Source organism: Nonomuraea sp. NPDC050691, from assembly GCF_040654455.1.
Classification (GTDB): Bacteria; Actinomycetota; Actinomycetes; order Streptosporangiales; family Streptosporangiaceae; genus Nonomuraea.
This window is the reverse complement of record NZ_JBFAIA010000053.1, coordinates 1-22064: the sequence shown is the minus strand read 5'-3', so window position 1 is coordinate 22064 and position 22064 is coordinate 1. Positions and strand designations below refer to the sequence as shown.

At 71.1% G+C, this 22064-nt stretch carries 20 protein-coding genes; 14 read left to right on the top strand and 6 right to left on the bottom strand.

Going from position 1 to position 22064, the window contains the following annotated elements:
- Positions 1–35 precede the first annotated feature (35 nt).
- The 3 genes from AB0H81_RS20650 (at position 36) to AB0H81_RS20640 (ending at position 2868) form a co-directional block, all read left to right on the top strand.
- The gene (locus tag AB0H81_RS20650; protein WP_358376673.1) at positions 36–1010 is read left to right on the top strand and encodes a hypothetical protein; all 975 of its coding nucleotides are present in this window, start codon (positions 36–38) and stop codon (positions 1008–1010) included.
- A 98-nt stretch (positions 1011–1108) separates the two neighbouring features.
- Positions 1109–2074 carry an ABC transporter ATP-binding protein gene (locus tag AB0H81_RS20645; RefSeq protein WP_358376670.1) on the top strand — a complete coding sequence of 322 codons (966 nt, stop codon included), beginning with the start codon at positions 1109–1111 and terminating at the stop codon, positions 2072–2074.
- The gene (locus AB0H81_RS20640; RefSeq protein WP_358376667.1) at positions 2065–2868 is read left to right on the top strand and encodes a hypothetical protein; all 804 of its coding nucleotides are present in this window, start codon (positions 2065–2067) and stop codon (positions 2866–2868) included. Before AB0H81_RS20645 ends, AB0H81_RS20640 begins: the two co-directional genes overlap by 10 nt.
- A 104-nt stretch (positions 2869–2972) precedes the next feature.
- On the opposite strand, the gene AB0H81_RS20635 is transcribed toward AB0H81_RS20640, so the two are convergent.
- Positions 2973–3632 carry a response regulator transcription factor gene (locus tag AB0H81_RS20635; protein ID WP_358376664.1) on the bottom strand — a complete coding sequence of 220 codons (660 nt, stop codon included), beginning with the start codon at positions 3630–3632 and terminating at the stop codon, positions 2973–2975.
- Positions 3632–5137 carry a histidine kinase gene (locus AB0H81_RS20630; RefSeq protein ID WP_358376661.1) on the bottom strand — a complete coding sequence of 502 codons (1506 nt, stop codon included), beginning with the start codon at positions 5135–5137 and terminating at the stop codon, positions 3632–3634. The genes AB0H81_RS20635 and AB0H81_RS20630 overlap by 1 nt, the downstream gene beginning before the upstream one ends.
- Before the next feature lie 531 nt (positions 5138–5668).
- Between AB0H81_RS20630 and AB0H81_RS20625 the strand changes: the two genes are divergently transcribed.
- Positions 5669–6502 carry an NAD(P)H-binding protein gene (locus tag AB0H81_RS20625; RefSeq protein WP_358376658.1) on the top strand — a complete coding sequence of 278 codons (834 nt, stop codon included), beginning with the start codon at positions 5669–5671 and terminating at the stop codon, positions 6500–6502.
- Positions 6503–6607: 105 nt separating this feature from the next.
- A complete protein-coding gene (locus AB0H81_RS20620; protein WP_358376655.1) occupies positions 6608–7102 on the top strand; it encodes a hypothetical protein in 495 nt (164 codons plus the stop codon).
- Positions 7103–7388: 286 nt separating this feature from the next.
- Here the strand turns inward: AB0H81_RS20620 and AB0H81_RS20615 are convergent, their stop codons facing one another.
- Positions 7389–8537, bottom strand: a complete 1149-nt coding sequence (locus AB0H81_RS20615; protein ID WP_358376652.1) for an NAD(P)/FAD-dependent oxidoreductase — start codon at positions 8535–8537, stop codon at positions 7389–7391.
- Positions 8538–8663: 126 nt separating this feature from the next.
- On the opposite strand from AB0H81_RS20615, the gene AB0H81_RS20610 reads away from it, so the two are divergent.
- Entirely contained in the window at positions 8664–9272 is a 609-nt protein-coding gene (locus AB0H81_RS20610) for a helix-turn-helix domain-containing protein (RefSeq protein WP_358376649.1), read from the top strand.
- Positions 9273–9662: 390 nt separating this feature from the next.
- Here AB0H81_RS20610 and AB0H81_RS20605 read toward each other — a convergent pair whose 3' ends face one another.
- Together AB0H81_RS20605 and AB0H81_RS20600 are read right to left on the bottom strand one after the other, a co-directional pair.
- Positions 9663–11903, bottom strand: a complete 2241-nt coding sequence (locus AB0H81_RS20605) for a carbohydrate-binding protein (RefSeq protein WP_358376647.1) — start codon at positions 11901–11903, stop codon at positions 9663–9665.
- Positions 11904–11972: 69 nt separating this feature from the next.
- The gene (locus tag AB0H81_RS20600) at positions 11973–13487 is read right to left on the bottom strand and encodes a discoidin domain-containing protein (RefSeq protein WP_358376644.1); all 1515 of its coding nucleotides are present in this window, start codon (positions 13485–13487) and stop codon (positions 11973–11975) included.
- Between AB0H81_RS20600 and AB0H81_RS20595 the strand changes: the two genes are divergently transcribed.
- Positions 13486–13710, top strand: coding sequence for a hypothetical protein (locus AB0H81_RS20595; RefSeq protein WP_358376641.1), 225 nt, complete (start codon positions 13486–13488; stop codon positions 13708–13710). The two genes, AB0H81_RS20600 and AB0H81_RS20595, sit on opposite strands and share 2 nt — an antisense overlap.
- A 25-nt stretch (positions 13711–13735) precedes the next feature.
- Here the strand turns inward: AB0H81_RS20595 and AB0H81_RS20590 are convergent, their stop codons facing one another.
- On the bottom strand, positions 13736–14824 hold the full coding sequence (locus AB0H81_RS20590; protein ID WP_358376638.1) for a glycosyl hydrolase 53 family protein: 1089 nt from the start codon (positions 14822–14824) through the stop codon (positions 13736–13738).
- A 673-nt stretch (positions 14825–15497) separates the two neighbouring features.
- Between AB0H81_RS20590 and AB0H81_RS20585 the strand changes: the two genes are divergently transcribed.
- From AB0H81_RS20585 to AB0H81_RS20555, 7 genes are all read left to right on the top strand, one after another.
- Complete coding sequence (locus tag AB0H81_RS20585; protein WP_358376635.1) at positions 15498–16571, top strand: cellulose binding domain-containing protein; 1074 nt, start codon at positions 15498–15500, stop codon at positions 16569–16571.
- A 92-nt stretch (positions 16572–16663) separates the two neighbouring features.
- Positions 16664–18109 carry a cellulose binding domain-containing protein gene (locus AB0H81_RS20580; RefSeq protein ID WP_358376632.1) on the top strand — a complete coding sequence of 482 codons (1446 nt, stop codon included), beginning with the start codon at positions 16664–16666 and terminating at the stop codon, positions 18107–18109.
- A 55-nt stretch (positions 18110–18164) separates the two neighbouring features.
- Positions 18165–19367, top strand: coding sequence for a cellulose binding domain-containing protein (locus AB0H81_RS20575; RefSeq protein ID WP_358376629.1), 1203 nt, complete (start codon positions 18165–18167; stop codon positions 19365–19367).
- Positions 19368–19526: 159 nt separating this feature from the next.
- Positions 19527–19940 carry a TOBE domain-containing protein gene (locus AB0H81_RS20570; protein WP_358376626.1) on the top strand — a complete coding sequence of 138 codons (414 nt, stop codon included), beginning with the start codon at positions 19527–19529 and terminating at the stop codon, positions 19938–19940.
- A 9-nt stretch (positions 19941–19949) separates the two neighbouring features.
- The gene (modA, locus tag AB0H81_RS20565; RefSeq protein ID WP_358376624.1) at positions 19950–20759 is read left to right on the top strand and encodes a molybdate ABC transporter substrate-binding protein; all 810 of its coding nucleotides are present in this window, start codon (positions 19950–19952) and stop codon (positions 20757–20759) included.
- A gap of 101 nt (positions 20760–20860) precedes the next feature.
- Positions 20861–21622, top strand: a complete 762-nt coding sequence (locus AB0H81_RS20560) for an ABC transporter permease (RefSeq protein ID WP_358376740.1) — start codon at positions 20861–20863, stop codon at positions 21620–21622.
- On the top strand, positions 21619–22064 hold a 446-nt coding region (locus AB0H81_RS20555), incomplete at its 3' end, for an ATP-binding cassette domain-containing protein (protein ID WP_358376621.1). The genes AB0H81_RS20560 and AB0H81_RS20555, both read left to right, overlap by 4 nt.

The following is a 22064-nucleotide window of genomic DNA, read 5'->3' as shown; positions in this document are numbered from 1 at the left end:
ACTCTGACACCGTGTCAGGCGGCACGGTGCGGGCCATGTCTGTCACCTATGTCGGCTCCGGGCCGTACTGCTATGCCAACTCGCTCGCGATGATCCTCGGTGGCGAGGCGCCGCCCCCGGCCGTGATCGAGGTCCTGACGGGCTCCCCGTTCGGGATGCAGCTGATCAGCGGGCGCCTTCCGCTGTTCGACCCGTTCGGCTGGGACCCCGAGATCGGGCTGGACGCCGCGATCGGCGTGCTCGGCTGGGAGTGCGAGCGCCTGGACGGGGGGACGGCCGCGGCGGCGCTCGACCGGCTGCGCCGCGCCTGCCAGGACGGTCCGGTGCTGGCCGGGCCGCTCGACCTCGGTCTGCTGTCGTATCAGCCGGGGTCGGGCAAGGCGCTCGGCGCCGACCACTACGTGGTGGTGCTGGAGGTGGGCGACGACACCGTGCTCGTGCACGATCCGCACGGCTTCCCGTACGCGACGCTTCCGGTCGGCGCCTTCGCCGAGGCCTGGCGCGGGGAACTGATCTCCTACCTGGAGCGGCCGTTCCGGATGAGGTACGGGTTCACCCGGCGGGAGCGGGTCGGCGCGGAGGAGGCGTTGCGGCGCTCCCTGCCCGCCGCTCTGGCCTGGCTGGCCGGCCGGACGGACGTGGAGGTCTCTCCCGGCACGCTGGGGCAGGCCGAGGCCGCCGAGCGCACGGCCCGGCTGGTGGAGGAGGGGCTGGACCCCGAGATCAGGATGGTGTGGCAGACGTTCGCGGTGCGGGTGGGCGCCCGCCGCCTCAACGACCTGACGGCCTGCCTGTCGTCCCTCGGCCTTGACGCGGGCGCGGCCGTCGCCGCGGAGCAGGCCCGCATCGTCGGTGGCCTGCAGGGGCCGCTGATGTCGGACGACGACCGTGCGCTCGCGGCCGGCCTGCGCCGATTGGCTCCGACGTACGAACGGCTGCATGCCGCCCTGATCGCCGACGAAGGGGCCACCGTTTCGCTCCGGCGATCGGGTGACGAGCTGGGCGCCTGAAACCTGCCGAAAGACAGTACGGAGGTTACCGAACGGCAGATGTGCCGCCGGCCGGGCCGTCAATAACGTTTGACCCCGACGACACGAGTGGAGAATCAGTGATTACTCTCAGGGGATTGACCAAACGTTACGGCGCGAAAACGGCGGTCGACGATATTTCGCTGGAAATCGCCCCCGGCAGGGTCACCGGCTTCCTCGGGCCCAACGGAGCCGGGAAGTCGACGACGATGCGGATGATCCTCGGCCTGGACAAACCCACCTCCGGGCAGGCGCTCGTGAACGGCAAGCCGTACACGACGTCGCCCCACCCGGTCCGTGAGGTCGGCGCGATCCTGGAGGCCAGGTCGGTGCATCCGGGGCGCAGCGCCCGCAACCACCTGCTGGCCATGGCGCGTACGCACAGCATCCCCGCCAGGCGGGTGGACGAGGTGCTGCAGGCCGTCGGGTTGTCGGACGCGGCGAACAGACGTGCGGCCTCATTCTCCCTGGGCATGGGCCAGCGGCTGGGCATCGCCGGTGCGCTGCTGGGCGACCCGCCCGTCCTGATCCTGGACGAGCCGGTCAACGGCCTCGACCCCGACGGGGTCCGCTGGATCCGTGCCCTGGTCCGCACGCTGGCCGGCGAGGGGCGGACCGTCTTCCTGTCCAGCCACCTCATGAGTGAGATGGAGCTGACAGCCGATCACCTCGTGGTCATCGGCAAGGGCAGGCTGCTGGCGGACCTGCCGATGGCCGAGCTCATCGCCCGCAGTTCGCGTCACGTGGTGCGGGCCCAGAGCCCGCAGGTCCGAGGGCTGGACGTGCTGAGCTCCCGGCTCACCGCCGAGGGTGCCGAGGTGCAGTGGACGGGTGACGGCGAGATCCTCATCGAAGGCGTCAGCGTCTCGCGGGTCGGCGACTTCGCCCATGAGATGGGGCTGCGGCTGCACGAACTCACCTCGGTCAGCGCCTCCCTGGAAGAGGCCTACATCGAGCTCACGTCCGGGAGTGTGGAGTTCGGCGCGTCGTCGGGCCGGTCGCAGGCGCACGGGTCCGGTGGAGAGCAGGTCGCGCCATGGCGGTGACGATGCCCAGGCGGCTTCCGGCCGCCAAGAGATCCGACAGCGGGCTCAAGGGAGCGATCGCCTCGGAATGGACCAAGTTCTGGAGCGTGCGGGGAACCTGGTGGACCCTGGCGGTGGGTACGGCGCTGCTGCTCGGCGGTGTCGTCCTCGCCGCGATCTCCACCCGGTCGCAGCACGAGAACGGCACGGCCGAGCCGTTCACCAGCTCCGCCCCGTTCGTCGGCTCCACGGCTGTCGCCTTCATGGCGCAGTGGGCGGTGGCCGTCCTGGGCGTCATGGTGATCACATCCGAGTACTCGACGGGGACCATCCGCGCGACGTTGCAGTGGGTGCCCAACCGGGGGCGCATGCTGCTGGCGAAGATCTTGTTGCTCGTCCCCGTCCTGTTCGTGGTCGGGCTGGTGTCCGGCGCAGCGGCGGTGGGCCTGTCGGAGCTCGGGCTCGGCGCGTACGGCGAGCCGTACACGGACGCGGACGTCTGCACCACGGTATTCGGCATCGCCCTGTACCTGCCGCTGCTCGGAGTCTTCGCTCTCGGCCTCGGCACCTTCCTGCGCAGCGCGGCCGCCGCGATCTCCGTGGTCTTCGTGATCCTGCTGATCCTGCCCATCCTGCTCCCGGCTCTGGGCCTGGACCTGATCGCCGCCTACCTCCCGGGAGACGCGGGGGCGAACCTGATGCGGGCCAGCACCGGGGAGCCCTACAGCCAGGCGGTGGGCGGGCTGATCATGCTCGGGTGGGCCCTGGCCTCCGTTTACGCGGGATACCTGGCTCTGCGCCGCAAAGACGCCTGATCACGCCGCAGCCGCACGACGCTCGCGATCCGCCATGGCGGTCGCGAGCGTTTCGGTGTTCCGGCCGGGTTCGGCGGGTATCCGCGTTCGGACGGCCCGTGTGTTCAGGTGGTGTCGCCGATGAGCCCCGCCTCGTACGCGACGATCGCGGCCTGCACGCGGTTACGGACGTTGAGCTTCGTCAGGATGGTGCTGACGTACACCTTGACCGTCCCTTCCACCAGGAACAGCCGCCGGCCGATGTCGGCGTTGGACAGCCCGGCGCCGAGCAGGGCCAGCACCTCGCGCTCGCGTTCGGTGAGCGTCTCGACCCGGCGGAGGGCGAGGTCACTGCGTGTCCGGCGCTCGCCCCCGAACGAGTTGATCACCCGTGCCGCCACCTTGGGCGACAGGCATGCCCCGCCCTCCGCCACCGCGCGCACACCGGCGATCAGCTCGTAGGGATTGCCGGACTTCAGCAGGAAGCCGTTGGTCCCGATGCGGAGCGCCCGCGAGATGTACTCGTCCTGAGAGAACGTGGTCAGGATGATCAGGCCGGTCTCCGGGACGGTCCGGCGGATCTCTTCGGCCGCGCTGAGCCCGTCCAGCTTCGGCATCTGGATGTCGATCAGCGCGACCTGCGGCCGGTGACGCTGCGCCAGCTCCACCGCTTCGGCGCCGTCACATGCCTCACCGACGACCTCGATGCCCGGGACGGAGGCGAGGATCCCGCTGATCCCCACCCTGACCATGGTCTCGTCGTCGGCCAGCATCACTCGAATCATCAGTGCTCCTCCGCTGAGGGATGGGGGGCGAGAGCGTCCTTGGCCGCGAGACGGCCGTCGGCGAAGCAGAGCCGGTACACGGAGCTGGAGCCGAACAGCAGATTGTGGCTCGACCAGTAGTAGGAGCATGCGGCTCCGCCCGGCGGAGAGGTCTCGATGACCGGGGTCGGGCTCTCGGCGAACGCGTGCGCCGGAAGCCGGGGGGTGATCTCGGCCTGGGACTGACCGACCACCAGGCGGTCGAACACGCCGGGATCCAGCACGGAGGTCAGGTTCTGGTAGGCGAAACCCATCACCGCGAGCAGGAGCACGGCGGCGCAGGCCAGCGGAAGGGCGAAAGCCAGCAGGAACCCCCGCCGGGCGCGCCGCCGCTGCACGTTCTCCAGCAGCGTCGTGGTCGGTTCGAGCGCGAGGCCGGAGTCACCGTCCTGCAGGACGTTCGGGGCCGCGTGGTGGGGAGCCCACGCCTCGACCGTGAACCCGCCGCCGGTCCGGCGGCAGGAGAGGGAGCCGCCCACCAGCCGCATCCTCTCCCGGAGTCCCAGGAGGCCGCGCCCTCCGCCGGCGACGTGGGGCGGCGGGCTGGAGGACGGCCCGTTCGTCACCGTCACCCCCGTCCGGTCCGGCTGGTGGGTGAGGTGGACGGTGACCTCGGCGCCGGGAGCGTGCTTGGCGGCGTTCGTCAGCGACTCCTGCACCACGCGGTAGACGGCGCGGTCCACCAGGCGCGGAATGTCCCCGGGCTGCCCGTCGTGGTGGAGCCGCACCGTCATGCCCGCGGCGCACGCGCGCTCGATCAGGTCCTCGGTGCTCTCGTCCGCCGGGGTGCCGGACACCTGGTCCGACTCGTCACGCAGGACGCCGATGATCTGCTGGAGGCTCTCCGTGGCGGCGCTGGCGGCCGTCCTCAGCCGTTCGGCCACGAGGCGCTGGCGCGCGTCCAGGGTGGCGTCGACCTCCAGGACGCCCGCCTGCAGGGCGATGAGGCTCAATTCGTGACCGAGCGAGTCGTGCATGTCCCGGGCGATGCGGGTGCGTTCCAGCAACTGAGCCTGGTGGGCGATGATGCGCTGTTCGCGCTCCATCTGGCGGGCGCGTTCCCAGCCGCCCAGGACGAGCGCCTGATGCTGGACCCGGTAGCGCCCGACGAGCCAGGGGAACACCGTGAGGAACGGGATGGCGGCGATCTCGTAAACCCACAGCTGCGGCGATGAGTTGAAGGTGACGCTGATCAGGGCGGCGCCGCAGACGACCGCGGCGATGCCGCCCAGTGCCTGCCATATGCCCTTCACCCGCAGGCTCGACAGGTAGCTCGCGGCTATCACCGCGATGGTGTAGCGATCGACCGGGCTGAGCGGGTCGAACGCCGTCAGCGCCGTGCAGACGGCCAGCGTCGCCAACGGCCAGCGGCGGTTGACCACCGCGGCGAAGGCCAGGGCCGTCAGCGGTAAGAGCAGGTGTGACCACAGGTCGCCGCCCACGCCGCTGTCCAAGGCCCAGAACAAGACGGGAGCGGACATCACGAGCCACAGAAGCGCGGCCTGCCCGATGGTGGCGTGACGCGACCGACCGGAGAGGAACCGAAGCACCCGTTCCCAAGGTGATCTGTTCACAACAGGAACGTTATCGAGCGTCAGGGGTGAGTCCGCCGATCCTGGGACGAGCCCCGCGCCCAAGAAACGGGACATCCACCTCCCCAGGCCGGCCTCATAGCCTCTCGTCGTAAATCGAACGAGGTTTTCCACGGTATTACGCCACTGGGCGTCGCATTGGTTCAGGGCGATGCTTTCAGGAACCGGGGGATGGAGGTCGGGCGTAGGAGAAAGGGGCTGGACGCGGTCGGCTTCTGGTCCCTGTCGTGAATCCTCGCTTCGGCTGACCGGGAGGTCCGGCTGACACTCGATGCCGGCCCGCGAGCCGGCGGGGCGGGCAACCGGGAGAAGAGCAAGGCGAGCCAGGAGAATCTGGAGCCCGTCCGTGCCGTGCGCCGCGGTGGCGGACAGGACCTGACCGCGAATGCCCCTAGCGTCACCGCCATGACATCCGAGATCATCCTTGTCGCCGGCGCCACGGGCAACGTCGGCCGTCCGCTCGTCGAGCAGCTGCTGGCTGCGGGTCACCGGGTCCGTGCCCTGACCCGCGACCCGGCCGCGGCCGGCCTGCCCGCCGCTGCCGAGGCCGTCGCCGGGAACCTGGCCGACACGGCGAGCCTCGCCGCCGCGTTCGACGGCGTCGGCGCCGCCCACCTGATCACCTTCAACGGTGCGGACTTCTCGCCGCTCACCAACGGCCCGGAGATCGTGGCCCTGGCCGAACAGGCGGGTCTGCGCAAGGTGACGATCCTCAAGGGCGACGTAGGCAAGAGCCCGCTGGAGGAGGCCGTCGAGGCGGGCAAGCTGGAATGGACCTCCCTGGCGCCGGTCGAGTTCATGTCCAACGCGCTGGAGTGGGCCGAGGCCATCCGGACCGAAGGGGTCGTGCGCGAGGGGTTCCCGGAGGCCAAGAGCGCCATGGTCCACGACGCGGACATCGCGGCCGTCGCCGCGGCCGCGCTCACCGGAGACGGCCACGGCGGCCAGGAGTACTGGCTGACCGGGCCCGAGGCGCTGACCCCGGCCGACAAGGTGCGCACGATCAGTGAGGTCCTCGGCCGGGAGGTGCGCTATGTGCCGCTGTCCACGGACGAGGTCGTCGCGCAGTGGCGGCAGGAGGGCTACTCCGATGAGGACATGGAGTTCTTCCTGATGATGCGCACCGACCCGCCGATCCCGGGCGACACCCTCCTCCCGACCGTGGAGCAGGTCACGGGCCGGCCCGCCCGCACCTTCGCCGAGTGGGTCCGCGAGAACGCCGCGTCCTTCGGCGGCTGAACCGTCCTCCGGCATCTCCGGGGGCCCTGCCGGAAGCGTGACACAAGCTGGTGGTACGCCGAGCCGTTCAAGCGGCCGTCAAGGCTTCATGCCTAGGGTGCTTCCATGACCACGCCTACCTACCGCAGATCCACCCGGCTCTGTGCGATCGATGACCTGGACGTGCGGCTCCAGGCGCTCCTGGACGGCTATGCGGAGCGGCATCTGCTCCCGGATCTGCGCCAGTCAGCGCGGGTCTGCTGCGAGACGCACAGCGTTCCGATCCAGCAGCCGCGGCGTGGGCTGCTTCGCCCGCGGGCACTCGCGCCGATGGCGGTGGAGCATCTGGCCGCCTCGGTGGTCACCGACTCGCTGGTGGTGATCGTGCTGGTCCGGGTGGACGGCGAGTCGGTGCGCCTGGGCGGGCCGTTGGCCGACGCGGATCTCGTTGTTCCCGACCCCCGGGTGTTCGGCGGGGAGACCGGCGTGTTCGTGCAGGCCCGGTGGCTGGGGCACAGCGAGGCGAGCTCGTATCTGCTGCCGCTGGACTCGGGCCCGGACGGGCAGGCATTCCTCGGCCGCCTCCGCGAGATGATCGCGGCGGCCCGCGCCAGGCTCTGAGCCGTTCCTCGTCGGCGCGGGCCGCGAGCATTCGCAGTGTTCCGCAGCGGGGCGTCCACCGCCGGCCTGGCGATCGACCAGGACGACAAGACCGCATGGCTCGCCGAAGGCGCGCCTCACCGGCCGGCATGCCGGGCGGCTGACGGTGACCGGCGGCGTGACCCGCCTGGACGGAGCGACGGTGTCCGGCCCGGTGTCGGTGCGGGCCGGGGCCTTTCTGCAGGTGATGGACGTGGCTGCGCGGAAGCGCCGCAGTCTCACCCGCCGGGGGGCAGCGGTCGACCGGTCAATGCTGAGGCGGGCCGAAGTGTGCGATCTCGCCGCTGTCGTGTCGCTCCAGGAGGGCTTCGGCGCCGTTCTCGAGCATCCGGGCCGCGTCCGCCGCACGCGGGAGCATGGTCTTCTCGTAGGTGGCGACGGCATCGCCGACCGTGGGGGAGCCGGCCAGCGCGAGGGCGAGTTCGCAGGCGTCGAGCATGGCCAGGTTGGCGCCGACGCCGAGCGGGGGCATGAGGTGGGCGGCGTCGCCGAGCAGGGTGACGGTCGGGGTGGGTTCCCAGGTGTGCGGGACCGGCAGGGCGAACAGCGGACGATCGACGTACGGCCCGTCGTTGTCGGTGATCATCCGGAGCATGGGTGACGACCAGCCGGAGAAGCCGTCGAGCAGCCGGGCGCGGATCCCGGCGGTGTCGTCGGCGCTCAGACCGCTCGCGGTGATCCAGTCGGCGGGCAGGCGCTGGATGATGTAGACCCGGATGTGGTCGCCGCTGTTGCGTTGGGCGAACAGAGCGCGGTCGCCGTCGGCCGCTGCGGCGCTGCCCCGGCCGACGAGCGCGGCGATGTCGGGGTGCGCGTTCTCGACATCCTGGAACCAGGCCTCCAGGAAGCTGACCCCGGTGTACAGCGGCGCGGCCGGCGACAGCGCCGGGCGAACTCGGGAGAACGCGCCGTCGGCACCGATGACCAGGTCCGTCTCGACGGTCGTGCCGTCGGGAAAGTGCACCTGTCGCGGGCCGTCGGCCGGGCCGCTGACCCTCTCGACGGCGTGGTCCCACCGCACGGTCCCCGGATCCAGCGAGTCGAGCAGCAGATCGCGCAGCTGCCCCCGGTCGATCTCCGGTTTGTAGAGCTCGTCCTCGGCCGGGACGTGGCGGCTCAGGATCCGTCCTGTCGGATCCAGCAGGCGCATCTCCTGTCCCTCCGGGCGGGCCAGCCTGAAGAACTCGTCGATCAGGCCGGCCTCGCGCAGGGCGAGCTGCCCGTCGTCGGCGTGCAGGTCGAGGGTGCCGCCCTGGTTGCGCGCCTCCGGGTGCGGGTCGCGGTCGTAGACCGTCACGGGGATGCCGTGCTTCTGCAGGATGCGGGCGCAGGTGAGGCCACCGGGTCCTGCTCCGATGATGCTGATCCTCGCGGTGGCCGGTGCCGGCGAATGCATGGCTGTTGCCTCTCGTTCGTGACTGCGTGCGGGGGGGCGTCTCCGCCACGCCAGGAAAGCAGAACGAGGCAAAAAGTGCAATCGGTCCACTAATTGCTTGTGACCACCTTTTGGTAGGGTGCGTGCATGGACACGCCACCCGTCGTCGGCCGCCGCGAACGCAAGAAGGCGGCGACCCGTCAAGCCATCGCCGACGCCGCCCTGCGGCTCTTCCTGGAGCGCGGCTACGACCGGGTGAGCATCAGGGACATCGCCGAAGCGGCCGACGTGTCGACCACGACGCTGTTCAAGCACTTCCCGGGCAAGGAGGCACTGGTCTTCGACCAGGAAGAAGACCGAGAGGCGGGGTTGATCGCCGCGGTACGCCGGCGCCCCGCCGGTCAAGGCGTCGTCGACGCGCTCCGCGAGCACGTCCTCGCGTCCTGGCTCCCGGTCGCGACCCACCCGCTACGGACCGAGTTCACCGCTCTCGTGGACTCCACGCCCGTGCTGCAGGAGTACGCCGAACGTATGTGGACGCGGCACACCGCTGCCCTCAGCGCGGCCATCGCCGACGACGCCGGCGTCAGCCACGACGACATCGCCTGCCGTGCGCTCGCCCGGTTCGTTCTCGACATACCGGCACTCACCCGAGGCCTGGAGGACCCCCGGGCGGCCGTCGAAGAGGTCTTCGATCTCCTCACGCACGGCTGGCGCCCGCCCGGCCGGCCACAGCAAGATCATCGCGGGGATTGAGAGCCGCGCTCACACACGACGCTGACCAGCGCCTATCCCGCCGCGCGCCCGGCCACACCCCGCCCCCGGGATAAGGCGCACCTGCCGCCATCGTCTGCCGGCGCTCGCCGTCGAACGCCGGCAAGTCGAACGCCGGCCCGTCGAACGACGCCCGCCCCCGCTGGGCGTCGGTCAGACCAGCTCGGCCAGGTGGTGCAGCGAGTTGGTGAGGTGCTCGGGGCCGAACGGCGGGAACCGGATGTACTCCCGGCGGCCTGCCATGTAGACGACATGTAGACGACATGGAGGCGACATGGAGGCGACGCGGCGAGGCGAAACTCATCGGTCGCGGGGGCCGGCTCGGTGAGCATGGTCGCCCTCGCCCAGCCGGCCCGCCGGACCACCGCATGTTCAGCGGACGTAGATGTTCGGCTGCGGCGGGGTGCTCATGCCGTCGCCGAGGAAGAAGCTGGGATGTGGCGGCTGGTTGTAGGCGGTGTTCTGCCAGGCGATGGCGACGCGGTACTGGGCGTCGTGCATCAGGGTGTGGATCCGGCGGTCGGTCTGGATCGGGGTGGCGTAGACGCGCAGGGCGGCGTTGTCGTCCCGGGGCAGGATGATCTCTTCGCGCCAGTCGCCGAACAGGTCGCCGGACAGTGACGGGGTGGCCTTGGTGCCGTTGATCGAGTGCGCGCCCGACGCGGTGAGCAGGCGGGTGTCGCCGCCGGTGCCGTACTTGTCGACGTGGTTGCCGTCCAGCAGTTCGCGTACCGGGTCGGCGTCCCACCAGGCGAGGAAGTTGTAGCTGCCGGGCGTGCGTCCGACGCCGGCGCCGGAGGCGTTGAACAGGTTGGTCAGGCCGGTGCCGGCGCCCCAGAACTCGGCGCCGGGGTTTCCGGCGTAGATGTCTCCGGCGACGCCGCGGGCGGGGCCTTCGCAGCCGCAGGTGTTGTTCTTCTGCATGATGATCGAGCCGTTGCCGGCGTCGCGCAGCGTGGCGGCCGCGCCGGAGCTCTGCTCGTGGATCTGCCAGATCTCCTTGCCGGTGCGGCCGGGCACGAAGTCTCCGACGTGCAGGGCGTCGCCGTGGGCGTAGAAGCTGGTGGTGTAGCGGCCGGTGCCGTTGGCGTTGATGGTCATGCCGCCGTAGACGACCTCGTCGGTGCCGTTGCCGTCGACGTCGGCGATGGACAGCGAGTGGGTGCCGCGGCCGGTCCACTGGCTGCCGGCGCTGCTGGAGTCGAACTTCCAGCGGCGGGTGAGCCGGCCGTCACGGAAGTCCCAGGCCGCGATCGCGCTCTTGGCGTAGTAGCCGCGGCCCATGATGAGGCTGGGGCGCCGGCCGTCCAGGTACGCCGTGCCGGCCAGGAACCGGTCGCCCCGGTTGCCGTAGCTGTCGCCCCAGTCGTTGATGTTGCCGCGGGCCGGCTCGAAGTTCACCGTGGACAAGGCCGCGCCGGTGAGCCCGTCGAACATGGTCAGGTACTCCGGCCCGGTGATGACGTAGCCGTCGGAGTTGCGGTGGTCGGCGCTCGCGTTGCCGATCACCTGGCCGGTTCCGGAGACCGTGCCGTCGCCGGTCCTGACCGCCAGCTCGGCCCGGCCGTCGCCGTCGTAGTCGTACACCTGGAACTGCGTGTAGTGGGCGCCGGCCCGGATGTTGCGGCCCAGGTCGATGCGCCACAGCCGCTGGCCGTTGAGCCGGTACGCGTCGAGGTAGACGTTGCCGGTGGCCCCGGACTGGGAGTTGTCCTTCTGGTCGCTCGGATCCCACTTGAGGAAGATCTCGTACTGGCCGTCACCGTCCGCGTCGCCGACGCTCGCGTCACCGGCCGTGTAGGTGCTTCCCGGCCGGGAGATCGGCACGTCCAGGTAGGTGCCGCCGGTGAAGCGCAGCGACGGCTCGGACGGGGCCTGCTCCGCTCCGTTCACGACCGCGCGGACGGTGTACGAGGCGTCCGCGGGCGCTCCGGCGTCGAGGTGGTTGGTGGAGCTGGTGATCGGCGAGGCGTTCACCCTGGTGGCGCCCCGGTAGAGGTTGAACCCGGTGCCGGCGCTCTCGGTGCCCAGCAGTCGCCAGGACACGAGGTTGCCGCTGCCCGACCGCACGCTGACCAGCCCGCGGTTGAGATCCTCCATCTGCCGGCCGGTCGGGGCGGGGATGCTGCCCATGTCGAGGTCGAGGTAGTCGATGTTGGCCAGGCCGTCGGCGGTGGTCGGGCTCAGGCGGATGGTGTTGTCGCCGGCGTTCACCGGTACGGTCAGCGTCTTCGTGGCCCACGTCGTCCAGGCCCCGGTGGGGTCGAACGCGCCGGCCGGCTGGGCGGCCGTACCGTTGACCAGCACGTCCGCGGGACGGCCGGTGGTGGCGCCGTTGGCGTACCGGATGGCGACGGTGGCCGTGCCCGCCGCGGGCGCGGTCACCGTGAACTGCGCCGCCGCACCGGCCGCGTTGCCGCCGTTGCAGAATCCGCTGCCGGAGTAGCCGGCGTGGTTGGACTCGATGGCGCCGTCACACGTGGCCGGCGCGCTCTCCGCCTCGTAGCGGGTCGCCGCCGCCGAAGCCCCCGGGGCCATGACGACGCCGGTGACGGCCACCGTCACCGCGACGGCGGCGGACAGCAGCGCGGTGCGCTGGCTGCGTAAGAGCATGACTGAACTCCCAACAGGTAGGTCGGATGACACCGAGAGTGCCGAAGGGTGCGGATCGGGCGAGGCCGGCTACCGCAGGTAGGACACCGGCGACAGGTTCAGCTCACGCATGCCCTGCAGGACGAGCTTGGCCACCTCGTTCGCTCCGTAGGAGGAGAAGTGCGTGTTGTCGGTCACGCCGTCCGTCGCCGCGGTCAGGTAGATCCTGGCCGAGCCGTTCGGGCCGAGCCCCTCCACCAGCGCCTTGCTCCTGGCGGTCAGGTCGATCAGCGGCGCGTTCTGCGCCGCCGCCACCTGCCGCATGGTCGCCGCCAGGTCCACGCCCACGCCGTTGACGTGCAGCGCCGTCGACGTCAGCCTGCCGCTGGAGTCGAACAGCCGCCGCACCGGCGGCGTCACCAGCACGGGTACGCCGCCGCGCGACCGCACCTGGGTCACCAGGCTCGTCAGGTTCGAGGTGAACGCCGACGCCGTCGTCGACTTGTCGTTGTGCCCGAACTGGATCAGCACCGTGTCGCCGCTCCTGATCAGCGGCTTCATCGCGGGGAACAGCGCCGCGTCGGACAGGAAGCTGCCCGAGCTCTCGCCGGAGTCGCCGTAGTTCGCCACCGACAGGCCCAGCTTGAAGTACTGGGGGAGCTGCTGCCCCCACCCGGTGTACGGCGCGGCCGGCTGGTCGCACACCGTCGAGTCGCCGGCCAGGTACAGCGCCGGCCCGCTCGCCGCGGCCAGCCCGATCCCGTTCAGCTTCGGCGCCGTCCCGGAGAACACCAGGTCGAGCCCCGGTGTGCCGGTGCCTCCCTGTCCGGTCGGTTGTCCCTCCGGCCGGCGCACGTTGAGCGTGAACGAATACCTCGCATACGTCCCGGCTGCGGTGGACACGGCCGGCAGCACGGTACGGCGGGCCTCGGCCTGCACGCCGGTCACCCCGGGGGCGTTCGCGTCGCCCAGGACCACGGTCACGTCGTAGTTGCCGGGCTGGACGTCGAAGTGGCAGGTGATCGGCGAGGTGCCGGTGCACCGGGAGCGCAGCGCCGGATCGGGCGCCGGCCCCGGCGGTGTGCCGGTGTCGGCGCCGTACACCTTGAAGTCGGCGATGCTCGCCCAGGTGGAGGCCGCGAGCCCGGTCACCGTGATACGCACGTACCGGGCGGTCGCGGTGAAGGCGTCGCTCTGCACCTGCGCGGTGGCCGTGCTCGCCGTACGGTCGGCCACGCGCGTCCAGGTGGAGCCGTCGGCCGACACCGACACGTGGTACTGGTAGGTGCGGGCGAACTCCCAGCGCACCTCGGTGCCGCTCAGCGCCGCCGCGCTTCCGAGGTCGACCTGCCACCAGTGGCCGGTGTCGCCGTCGGCGGCGCACCAGCGGGTGGCGGTGTCGCCGTCGTCGGCCAGGGACGGGGGGCGTCCCGACTGGCTGGAGTCCGCGCTCGCCGCCTTGCCCAGCGCCAGATCGGTCGCTGCCTCGGCCGGTGACGCGAGCACCATCCCCAGCAGGCCGGCCAGGAGAGCGACGAGCGCGAGGACGGTCGCCGGGCGGTCCGGTGAACCGGGCGTATGGCGACCTGAGTGACGTGTACCCATGGTGATCCTGCACTTTCTCGCGAGGGGGTGTGGCGTCTCTCCACCGGGTCTCCACCTGGATCTCAGCCTGGAGCAGGGGCGCCCCTATGGGCTGGTGCAGGTGAATGCCTGGGCCGGCGGGGTGCCTGAGCCGACGAAGCCGAACGTGGTCGAGGCGGACGGCTGGCGGGACCCGTTGCACGGGGCGTTGCGCACCGACGCGGCCGAGCCGCTGACGCCCTGACTGCCTTGGGGAGGGATGGCGGACGTCACGGTGTCCACCGGACGTTGGGGTTGATGTGGCCGGTCCAGTTGAAGACGGCCATGTTGTCCCACTCGTTGCCGCTGCTGGTGATGTTGGCCGGGTCCCAGCCGTTGCCGGGCACCGCGTACCAGGTCGGCTCCCAGTAGAAGACGCCGATCGCACCCGCGTTGCGGGCCGTGCTCTGCACCGCGGCGAACTCGGCGCCCTGTCCCTGCCAGGTGAGGCCGTGGCCCGTGCACCCCGACGTGACCACGTTGCGCGTGGAGTCGGCGTTGCCGCTGGTGAAGGGGTACGCCGTTTCGGCGATGATCACGTCTTTGCCGTAGCGGGAACGCATGTCCGAGATCACGGTGGACAGGTTGGACAGCGTGCCGTGCCACATGCAGTAGTACGACAGGGCGGTGATGTCCCAGGACACCCCCTTGGCCCGGATCCCGTCGTAGAACCAGCGGGCGGAGGACAGGTTCTCCGCCAGCGCCGTGTGGATGATCACCTGGGTGCCGGCGTTGCAGGCCTTCGTCGCGTTGTAGCCGGCCTTGAGCAGGAGGCTCAGGTTCGTGAAGTCGTTGTTGGTCACCTTGCCGTCGTTCCAGAGCATGCCGGTGTTGATCTCGTTGCCGATCTGTACGCTGTCGGGGGTGGTGCCCTGCGCCTTGAGGCTCGTGCACACGTCGTAGGTGTAGGTGTAGACGTCCGTCTGCAACTGGCTGATGGTGTGGCTGGACCAGGCGGCGGGCTTGTACTGCTTGCCGGGGTCGGCCCAGGTGTCGGAGTAGTGGAAGTCGACCATCAGCTTGAGGCCCTTGGCCTTGATCGCCCGGGCCTGCTGCAGGACCTTGGTCTTGTTGTTGTAGTCGCTGATCGGGTTGTTCCAGATCCGCAGCCTGGCGTAGTTGACGCCGGCTCCCTGAAGGATGTCCAGCGGATCTCTCTGGTTGCCGCTCGCGTCGTAGTACTTGGCACCCAGGTCGAGCGCGCGCTGCAACGTGGAGACATCGGCGCCGCGCATGCTGAGTGTGGCGGCGTGCGCCGGCTGCCCGGCGGTGAGGGTCGCGGCGACGCACACGACCAGCGACACCAGAATCCTTTTCATGAATCCTCCGGTCAGGAGAGGGATGGTGAATGCCCCCGTGACCCCTCGCCGTCATGCCGTGGTCGGGCGCCGGCACGACGCTGAGGGGGATGCGCGCAGATGACGGCGCCTGTCCGAATGGTCGATGCGGATGAGGTGGGTTCCTGAAAGCCTCTGTGAACGTGCACAGTAACGCACCATCGGCCCGACAGAAAGACTCCGCTCAATTCCCCACGAAATAGGCGGGGCAACAACCATGTAACGGCCATTGACGCCGTAATCGCCGTCTCTCACACTCTGTGAACGCTCCCAGAAGTTGCCGTCCTGCTCATCTCAGGTCGATCCATCTGGAAGGGAAGACATGCGTGGATCAGGGCATTACCGGCCGTCGGCCGCGTGGGCCGAGGCCCCGTACGCGATCCGGACCGCGCTCGGCCTGACCGGCCGCGCACCCCTCCGCGCCATGAAAGTTTCACCCGCCAGGTCCGCGATTCACCGAAGGCCGGTGGGCCGCCGCGGCGTCCACCGGCGAGGCGCGGCGAGCGGGAACCGTGCCGGCGCGAGTCTTGGCCGCACTCTCCGGTGAGTGCGGGCCCCGGGCGGGATCCTCACCGCGCGCGTGCTGTGCATCCATGTGTCCGTCCGCCGCGATTCCGCGGAACTCCGTCAGATCCCCTCAGGTTTGGACGATTCCATGAAGCGTTCCATCCGGCCGACACTGCGCCGCACAGCGCCCGCCGGCACCGTCTGCGCGGCGATCGCCGGGCTGATCGCCGTGCAGACGCCCGCCTCCGCGGCGGTGGCCTGCCGAGTCGGCTACGACATCACCAGCCAGTGGCAGGGCGGCTTCGGCGCCGACGTCACGATCGACAACCTGGGTGACGCCGTCAACGGCTGGCGGCTGACCTGGACCTTCGGCGCCGGCCAGCAGATCACCCAGTCATGGAACGGCACCGCCGGCCAGAGCGGCGCGAACGTCACCGTCACCGACGCCGCCTACAACGCCGCCATCGCCTCCGGAGGCAGCACCTCCTTCGGATTCACCGGCTCCCGGACCGGTTCCAACCCGATCCCCGCCTCCTTCTCCCTCAACGGGACATCGTGCGACGGCACCCCCTCCACGCCCACGCCCAGCGCCAGTCCGAGCGTGCCGGCCAGCCCCGGCCCGTCGCCCAGCCAGCCGCCGATCCCCGGCGGCGCCAAGCAGGCCGAGAAGCTGGACCGCGGCCTGATCAGCGTGCGCTCCGGATCGGGGAACCTGGTGTCGTGGCGGCTGTGGGGCACCGAGCCCCGCGACACCACGTTCAACGTCTACCGGGGCGGCACCCGCATCGCCGCCGTCACCGACTCCACCGGCTACCTGGACACCGGCGCCCCGGCCGACGCCTCCTACACGGTGCGCCCCGTCAGCGGCGGCACCGAGGGCCCTGCTTCGGAGACGTCGCTGCGGTTCGCGAACGGCTACCTGGACGTGCCGATCAGCCCGCCGGGCAGCTCCTACAGCGCCAACGACGCGTCCGTCGGCGACCTGGACGGCGACGGCCGGCTGGACCTGGTCCTCAAATGGGACCCGGCCAACTCCAAGGACAACTCCCAGAGCGGGGTCACCGACCTCGTGTACGTCGACGGCCTCAGGCTGGACGGCACCCGGCTGTACCGCGTCGCCCTGGCCTGGCAGAACAGCGGCTACAACCAGCCGCCGCACCCGAGCTTCTTCATCGGCGCCGGCATGCCGGCCCCGGCCCAGCCCAACGTCTACCTCCGCTGAAGCCCGGGCCCGCCCGTAGATCTCCCCCTTCCCGGCCACCCGTACGACGCTCACCCGCGCCGGCGGGTGGCCACCCGAAGAAACGGATCACCATGAAGCTGATACGCCTCGCCGTCGCCGCCGGCACCGTGGCGGCCGCGGCAGTCCTGGCCGCGGCCATGCTCGTGGCGCCGTCCGGCGCCCTGGCCGCCGCCGGGGACGGCTCGCCCACCGATCCGAACATCCGTTTCGCCGGCCGCTGGGACACCCGCGACCGCACCGCCTACGTCCCGGGCTGGGCCGGCGCCTACCTCAGGACCGGGTTCACCGGCACCACCGTCAAGCTGAAGCAGCGCAACACCATCGACCTCTACTACAGCCTCGACGGCGGCCCCGACGTCTACCTGCAGAACGTGCGGGGCACGGTGAACCTGACCCCGAACCCGCTCCCGGCGGGCACCCACAGCCTGCGCGTGTCCTACCGCGTGGTGGCCGGTTCCTACCATGGCGACGCGGTGTTCCAGGGGCTGGTGCTCGACTCGGGCGCGCGCACCCTGCCCGCCGCGCCACGCCGCGGCATGGTGGAGTTCGTCGGGGACTCCATCACCGTCGGCACCACCACCTCGAAGAACGCGCTCACCGCGTACGGATGGCTGGTCGGGGAGCAACTCGGGCTGGACCACATGCAGGTCGCGCAAGGCGGCGCCTGCCTGGTGAGCAGCGCCGACGGTTGCGTCGGCCTGGACCGCCGGTTCGTGAAGGTGAGCGCCGCCGACGGGGCGGCCGACCACGACTTCACCCGGTACCAGGCGGACGTGGTCGTGATCAACCTGGGCACCAACGACGTCGGGCACAGCGTGTCCACGACCCAGTTCCAGAGCGCCTACGTCGGGCTGCTGCGCACGATCCGCGGCAAGTACCCGAAGGCCGCGATCCTGGCCCTGAAAACCTTCCGCGGGCGGTACGTCCCGCAGACCCAGGCCGCGGTGCAGACGGTCAACAACGCCGGTGACCGCAACGTCTTCTTCGTCAACACCGACGGCTGGGTGCCCGCGGACGGCCTGTCCGACAGCGTCCACCCCAACGACACCGGCCACCGCGCGATCGCGGCGAAGCTGGCGCCGATCGTGACCGCCCACCTCCCCGCGAGCCCCACCCCCACCCCCTCGGTCTCACCCACCCAGAGCCCGCAGCCGACGCCTTCGGTGACGCCCAGCCCCACGTCGAGCGGCACGCCCGGCGCCTGCGCCGTGCAGTACAAGATCACCAACCAGTGGTCCGGCGGCTTCCAGGGGGAGGTACAGCTCACCAACACCGGTGCCGACCCGCTCAACGGGTGGGCGCTGCGCTGGACGTTCGCCGACGGCCAGCACATCGACCAGGGATGGAACGGCGCGTTCTCCCAGAGCGGCGCCACGGTCACCGTCACCAACCCCGCGTGGAGCCCGGCCCTCCTCCCGGGCGCCTCCGCGACGCTCGGCTTCACCGGCACCTGGAACGGCGCCAACACCGCCCCGGCCTCCTTCGCCCTCAACGGCGCCGGATGCGCGCTCACCTGAACCGGGCGCGGGTCCATCCCGCTCCCCACATCGCCCGAGAAGGAGAGAACCGCTGATGAACCTGTTCCGACGACTGGCCGCCACGGCGACCGCATCGGCGGTGGCCGTGCTGAGCGGGGCGCCGGCCGTCGTGGCGGCGTCGAGCGCCGGCGCCGCCACTCCCGCATGCACCGTCACCTACAAGATCACCAATCAGTGGACCGGCGGGTTCGGCGCGGACGTCACCGTGACCAACCTCGGCGACACGGTCAACGGCTGGACGCTGACCTGGACCTTCGGCGCCGGGCAGAGCGTCACCCAGGCGTGGAACGCGGCGGTCCCCCAGACCGGGGCCGACGTCACCGCCGGAAACCTCGACCACAACCGCACCATCTCGGCCGGCGGATCGGTCGCCTTCGGATTCAACGGCACCTGGAGCAGCGGGAACCCGATACCCGCTTCCTTCGCGCTCAACGGCACCACCTGCACCGGAACCGCCGGCACGCCCAGCCCGACCCCGACACCGACCCCCACACCGGCCCCGACCGCCACCCCGGCCCCAGGCAGGATCACGGTGTGGCTGGCCGGAGACTCCACCGTCGCCAACGGCTCCGGCGGCAACATCGTCGGCTGGGGCCGGGAGCTCAGCTCGTATCTCACCGCCGACGCCACCGTGGTCAACAGCGCCGTGGGCGGGCGCAGCGTCCAGACCTGGCTGTACGAGTCCGCGGTCACCAGCGGCAAGAACTCCGCCGGGGAATGCGTGCTCAGCTCCACCGCCTACGCCGCCCGCTGGCAGGCGATGCTCAACGCCTCCACCGGGATGAAGCCCGGCGACCACCTGTTCATCCAGTTCGGCATCAACGACGGCTCGGCCACCTGCCCGCGCCACGTCGGCTCCGCCCGCTACCGCGAGTTACTCACCGCCATGGTCCGCGCCGCCCAGCAGCGCGGCGCGCATCCCGTGCTGGTGACCCCTGTGGCCGCTCTGACGTGCAGCGGAAGCACGGCGACGCCCAACCGCGGGTTCGTGAGCGAGACCTTCGCCGTCGGCACGGCCACCGGCACCCCGGTCATCGACCTGCACAAACTGAGCTACACCCTCTACAACAGCCTGCGCTTCTGCCCGTTCAACGGCGACTACACCTCCGGTCCTGTGGGCGCGTTCTTCGCCGACGACCACACCCACTTCGAGGCGGCCGGGGCCCGCAAGATCGCGGGCCTGGTCACCACGGCAGTACGCGACCAGCGACTCGGCCTCGCCGCGTACCTCCGGTAACGACCCGCAAGGGCCGCAGGAGCCCGGCGCCGCCACCGGCGGCACCGGGCTCCTTCCCGTTGCCTCTCGTGAATGCCAGGGCAGCCTGGGAGATCATGCCGCTGATGCGGGGGCAGACGGGGCTTCTGGCTGGAATGTGCGGAAGGTATGGTGAGGCTTGTGACGACCTTCCGGATCAGCGAGGCAGCGGCGCTGCTCGGGGTCAGCTCCGACACCGTCCGCCGGTGGGTGGACACGGGCCGGTTGCGGGCCGAGCGGGACGAGCACGGCCACCGGCGGGTCGATGGAGCCGACCTGGCCGCTTTCGCCCGCTCGCAGGTCGGGCAGAGCGACGGCGGCGGCCGCTCCTCGGCGCGTAACCGCTTTCGCGGGATCGTCACCGAGGTGATCCGGGACGCGGTGATGGCGCAGGTGGAGATCGCCGCGGGGCCGTTCCGGGTGGTGTCGCTGATGAGCCGCCAGGCCGCCGACGAGCTGGGCCTGGAGGTGGGGGTGGTGGCGGTCGCCGTGATCAAGTCCACCAACGTCGTCGTGGAGATACCCGGCCACGAACGCGTGGCCGGTCACTTGTGAGGAGCCCCCTTGGTGTTCAGGCGTCTTCCCCGGTGGACGATCGCCCTGCCCGTCGCGCTCGCACTGGCGGGCCTGCCCGGCTGCGGCTCCGGTGAACCGGCCACCTCCACGACGCCGGCTTCCGCGTCGGCCTCCGCGGCCGGCGGGGCCAAGGAGGTGACGGTGTTCGCCGCGGCGTCCCTGACCGGCACGTTCACCGAGCTCGGCGAGACGTTCGAGGCCGCGCACCCGGGTACGGCGGTGAGGTTCAACTTCGGCTCCAGCTCGACGTTGGCCCAGCAGATCACCCAGGGGGCACCGGCGGACGTCTTCGCGGCGGCGAGCCCGGCCACGATGAAGACGGTCACCGACGCGTCGCCGGCGACTTCGCCGACCACGTTCGCGCGCAACAAGCTGGAGATCGCCGTGCCCAAGGACAATCCGGCCAAGGTGGACGACCTGAGGGACCTGACCGACCCCAAGGTGAAGGTGGCGCTGTGCGCCGAGCAGGTGCCGTGCGGGGCGGCGGCGGTCAAGGCGCTGGACGCGGCCGGGCTGAAGGTCAAGCCGGTGACGCTGGAGCAGGACGTCAAGGCCACGCTGACCAAGGTCGAACTGGGCGAGGTGGACGCGGCGCTGGTCTACAGGACAGACGTGATCGCGTCGGCGGGCAAGGTGCGGGGCATCGCGTTCCCCGAGGCGGACAAAGCGATCAACGACTATCCGATCGCGACGCTCAGCAAGGCGCCCGCAGGTGACCTGGCCGAGCAGTTCGTCGATCTGGTGCTGTCGGCGCGGGGCAAGGACGTGCTGACCAAGGCCGGCTTCGAGGCTCCCTGATCCGCATGGGCGCCGCCGGCGAGCAGGATTTCCCGGTGAACCCGCCGGGCGGGTTCACCGGGCGCCCGGGCGCCTCCCGCCGGGGGTCGAGGCCGCCGTGGATGCTGGTCGTGCCCGCGCTGGCCGGGCTGGCGTTCCTGGTGCTGCCGCTGGCCGGGCTGCTGATCCGCGCGCCCTGGTCCACGCTGCCGGAACGGCTGGCCGAGCCGCACGTGCTGGAGGCGTTGCGGCTGTCGCTGGTGTGCGCGAGCGCTGCCACCGTGTTCTGCCTGCTGTTCGGGGTGCCGCTGGCCTGGCTGCTGGCCCGGGTCGACTTCCCGGGCCGGCGCCTGATGAGGGCACTGGTGACCGTGCCGCTGGTGCTGCCGCCGGTGGTCGGCGGCGTGGCGCTGCTGCTGGTGCTGGGGCGGCGCGGGCTGATCGGGCAGTGGCTGGAGTCGGCGTTCGGGGTCACGCTGCCGTTCACCACGGCGGGCGTGGTCGTCGCGGAGGCGTTCGTGGCGATGTCGTTCCTCGTCATCAGCGTGGAGGGCGCGCTGCGGGCGGCCGACCAGCGGTTCGAGGAGGCCGCCGCGACGCTCGGGGCCTCCCGCTGGACGGTCTTCCGGCGGGTCACCCTGCCGATGGTCATGCCGGGCGTGGTGGCGGGGGCGGTGCTGTGCTGGGCGCGGGCGCTGGGGGAGTTCGGCGCCACGATCACGTTCGCGGGCAACTTCCCCGGCACCACCCGCACCATGCCGCTGGCCGTCTACCTGGCGCTGGAGACCGAACCGGAGGCCGCCATCGTGCTCAGTCTCGTCCTGCTCGCCGTCTCGGTCGTCATCCTGGCCGGCCTGCGCGACCGATGGGTGAACAGCCCATGACGCTCGACGCGCGCCTGGTCGTCACACGACCCTCGTTCACGCTCGACATCGCCCTGGAGGTCGCGCCCGGCGAGGTGGTCGCGCTGCTCGGGCCCAACGGCGCGGGCAAGACCACCGCCCTGCGCGCCCTGGCCGGCCTCGTCGCCCTGTCGCAGGGCGAGATCGTCCTCGACGGACACCCCCTGCACACCCTGGCCACCGAGCAACGCCCCGTCGGCATGGTCTTCCAGGACTACCTGCTCTTCCCGCACCTGTCGGCCCTGGACAACGTCGCCTTCGGCCCCAGGTGCCAGGGCGCCTCCAAGGCCGAGGCGCGCCGCACGGCCGCGGCCCTGCTGGAACGCGTCGGGCTGGCCGAGCGGGCCGCCGCCAAGCCCCGCCAGCTGTCCGGCGGCCAGGCGCAGCGGGTCGCCCTGGCCGGACGGCCAGCGCCCGGGCCAGG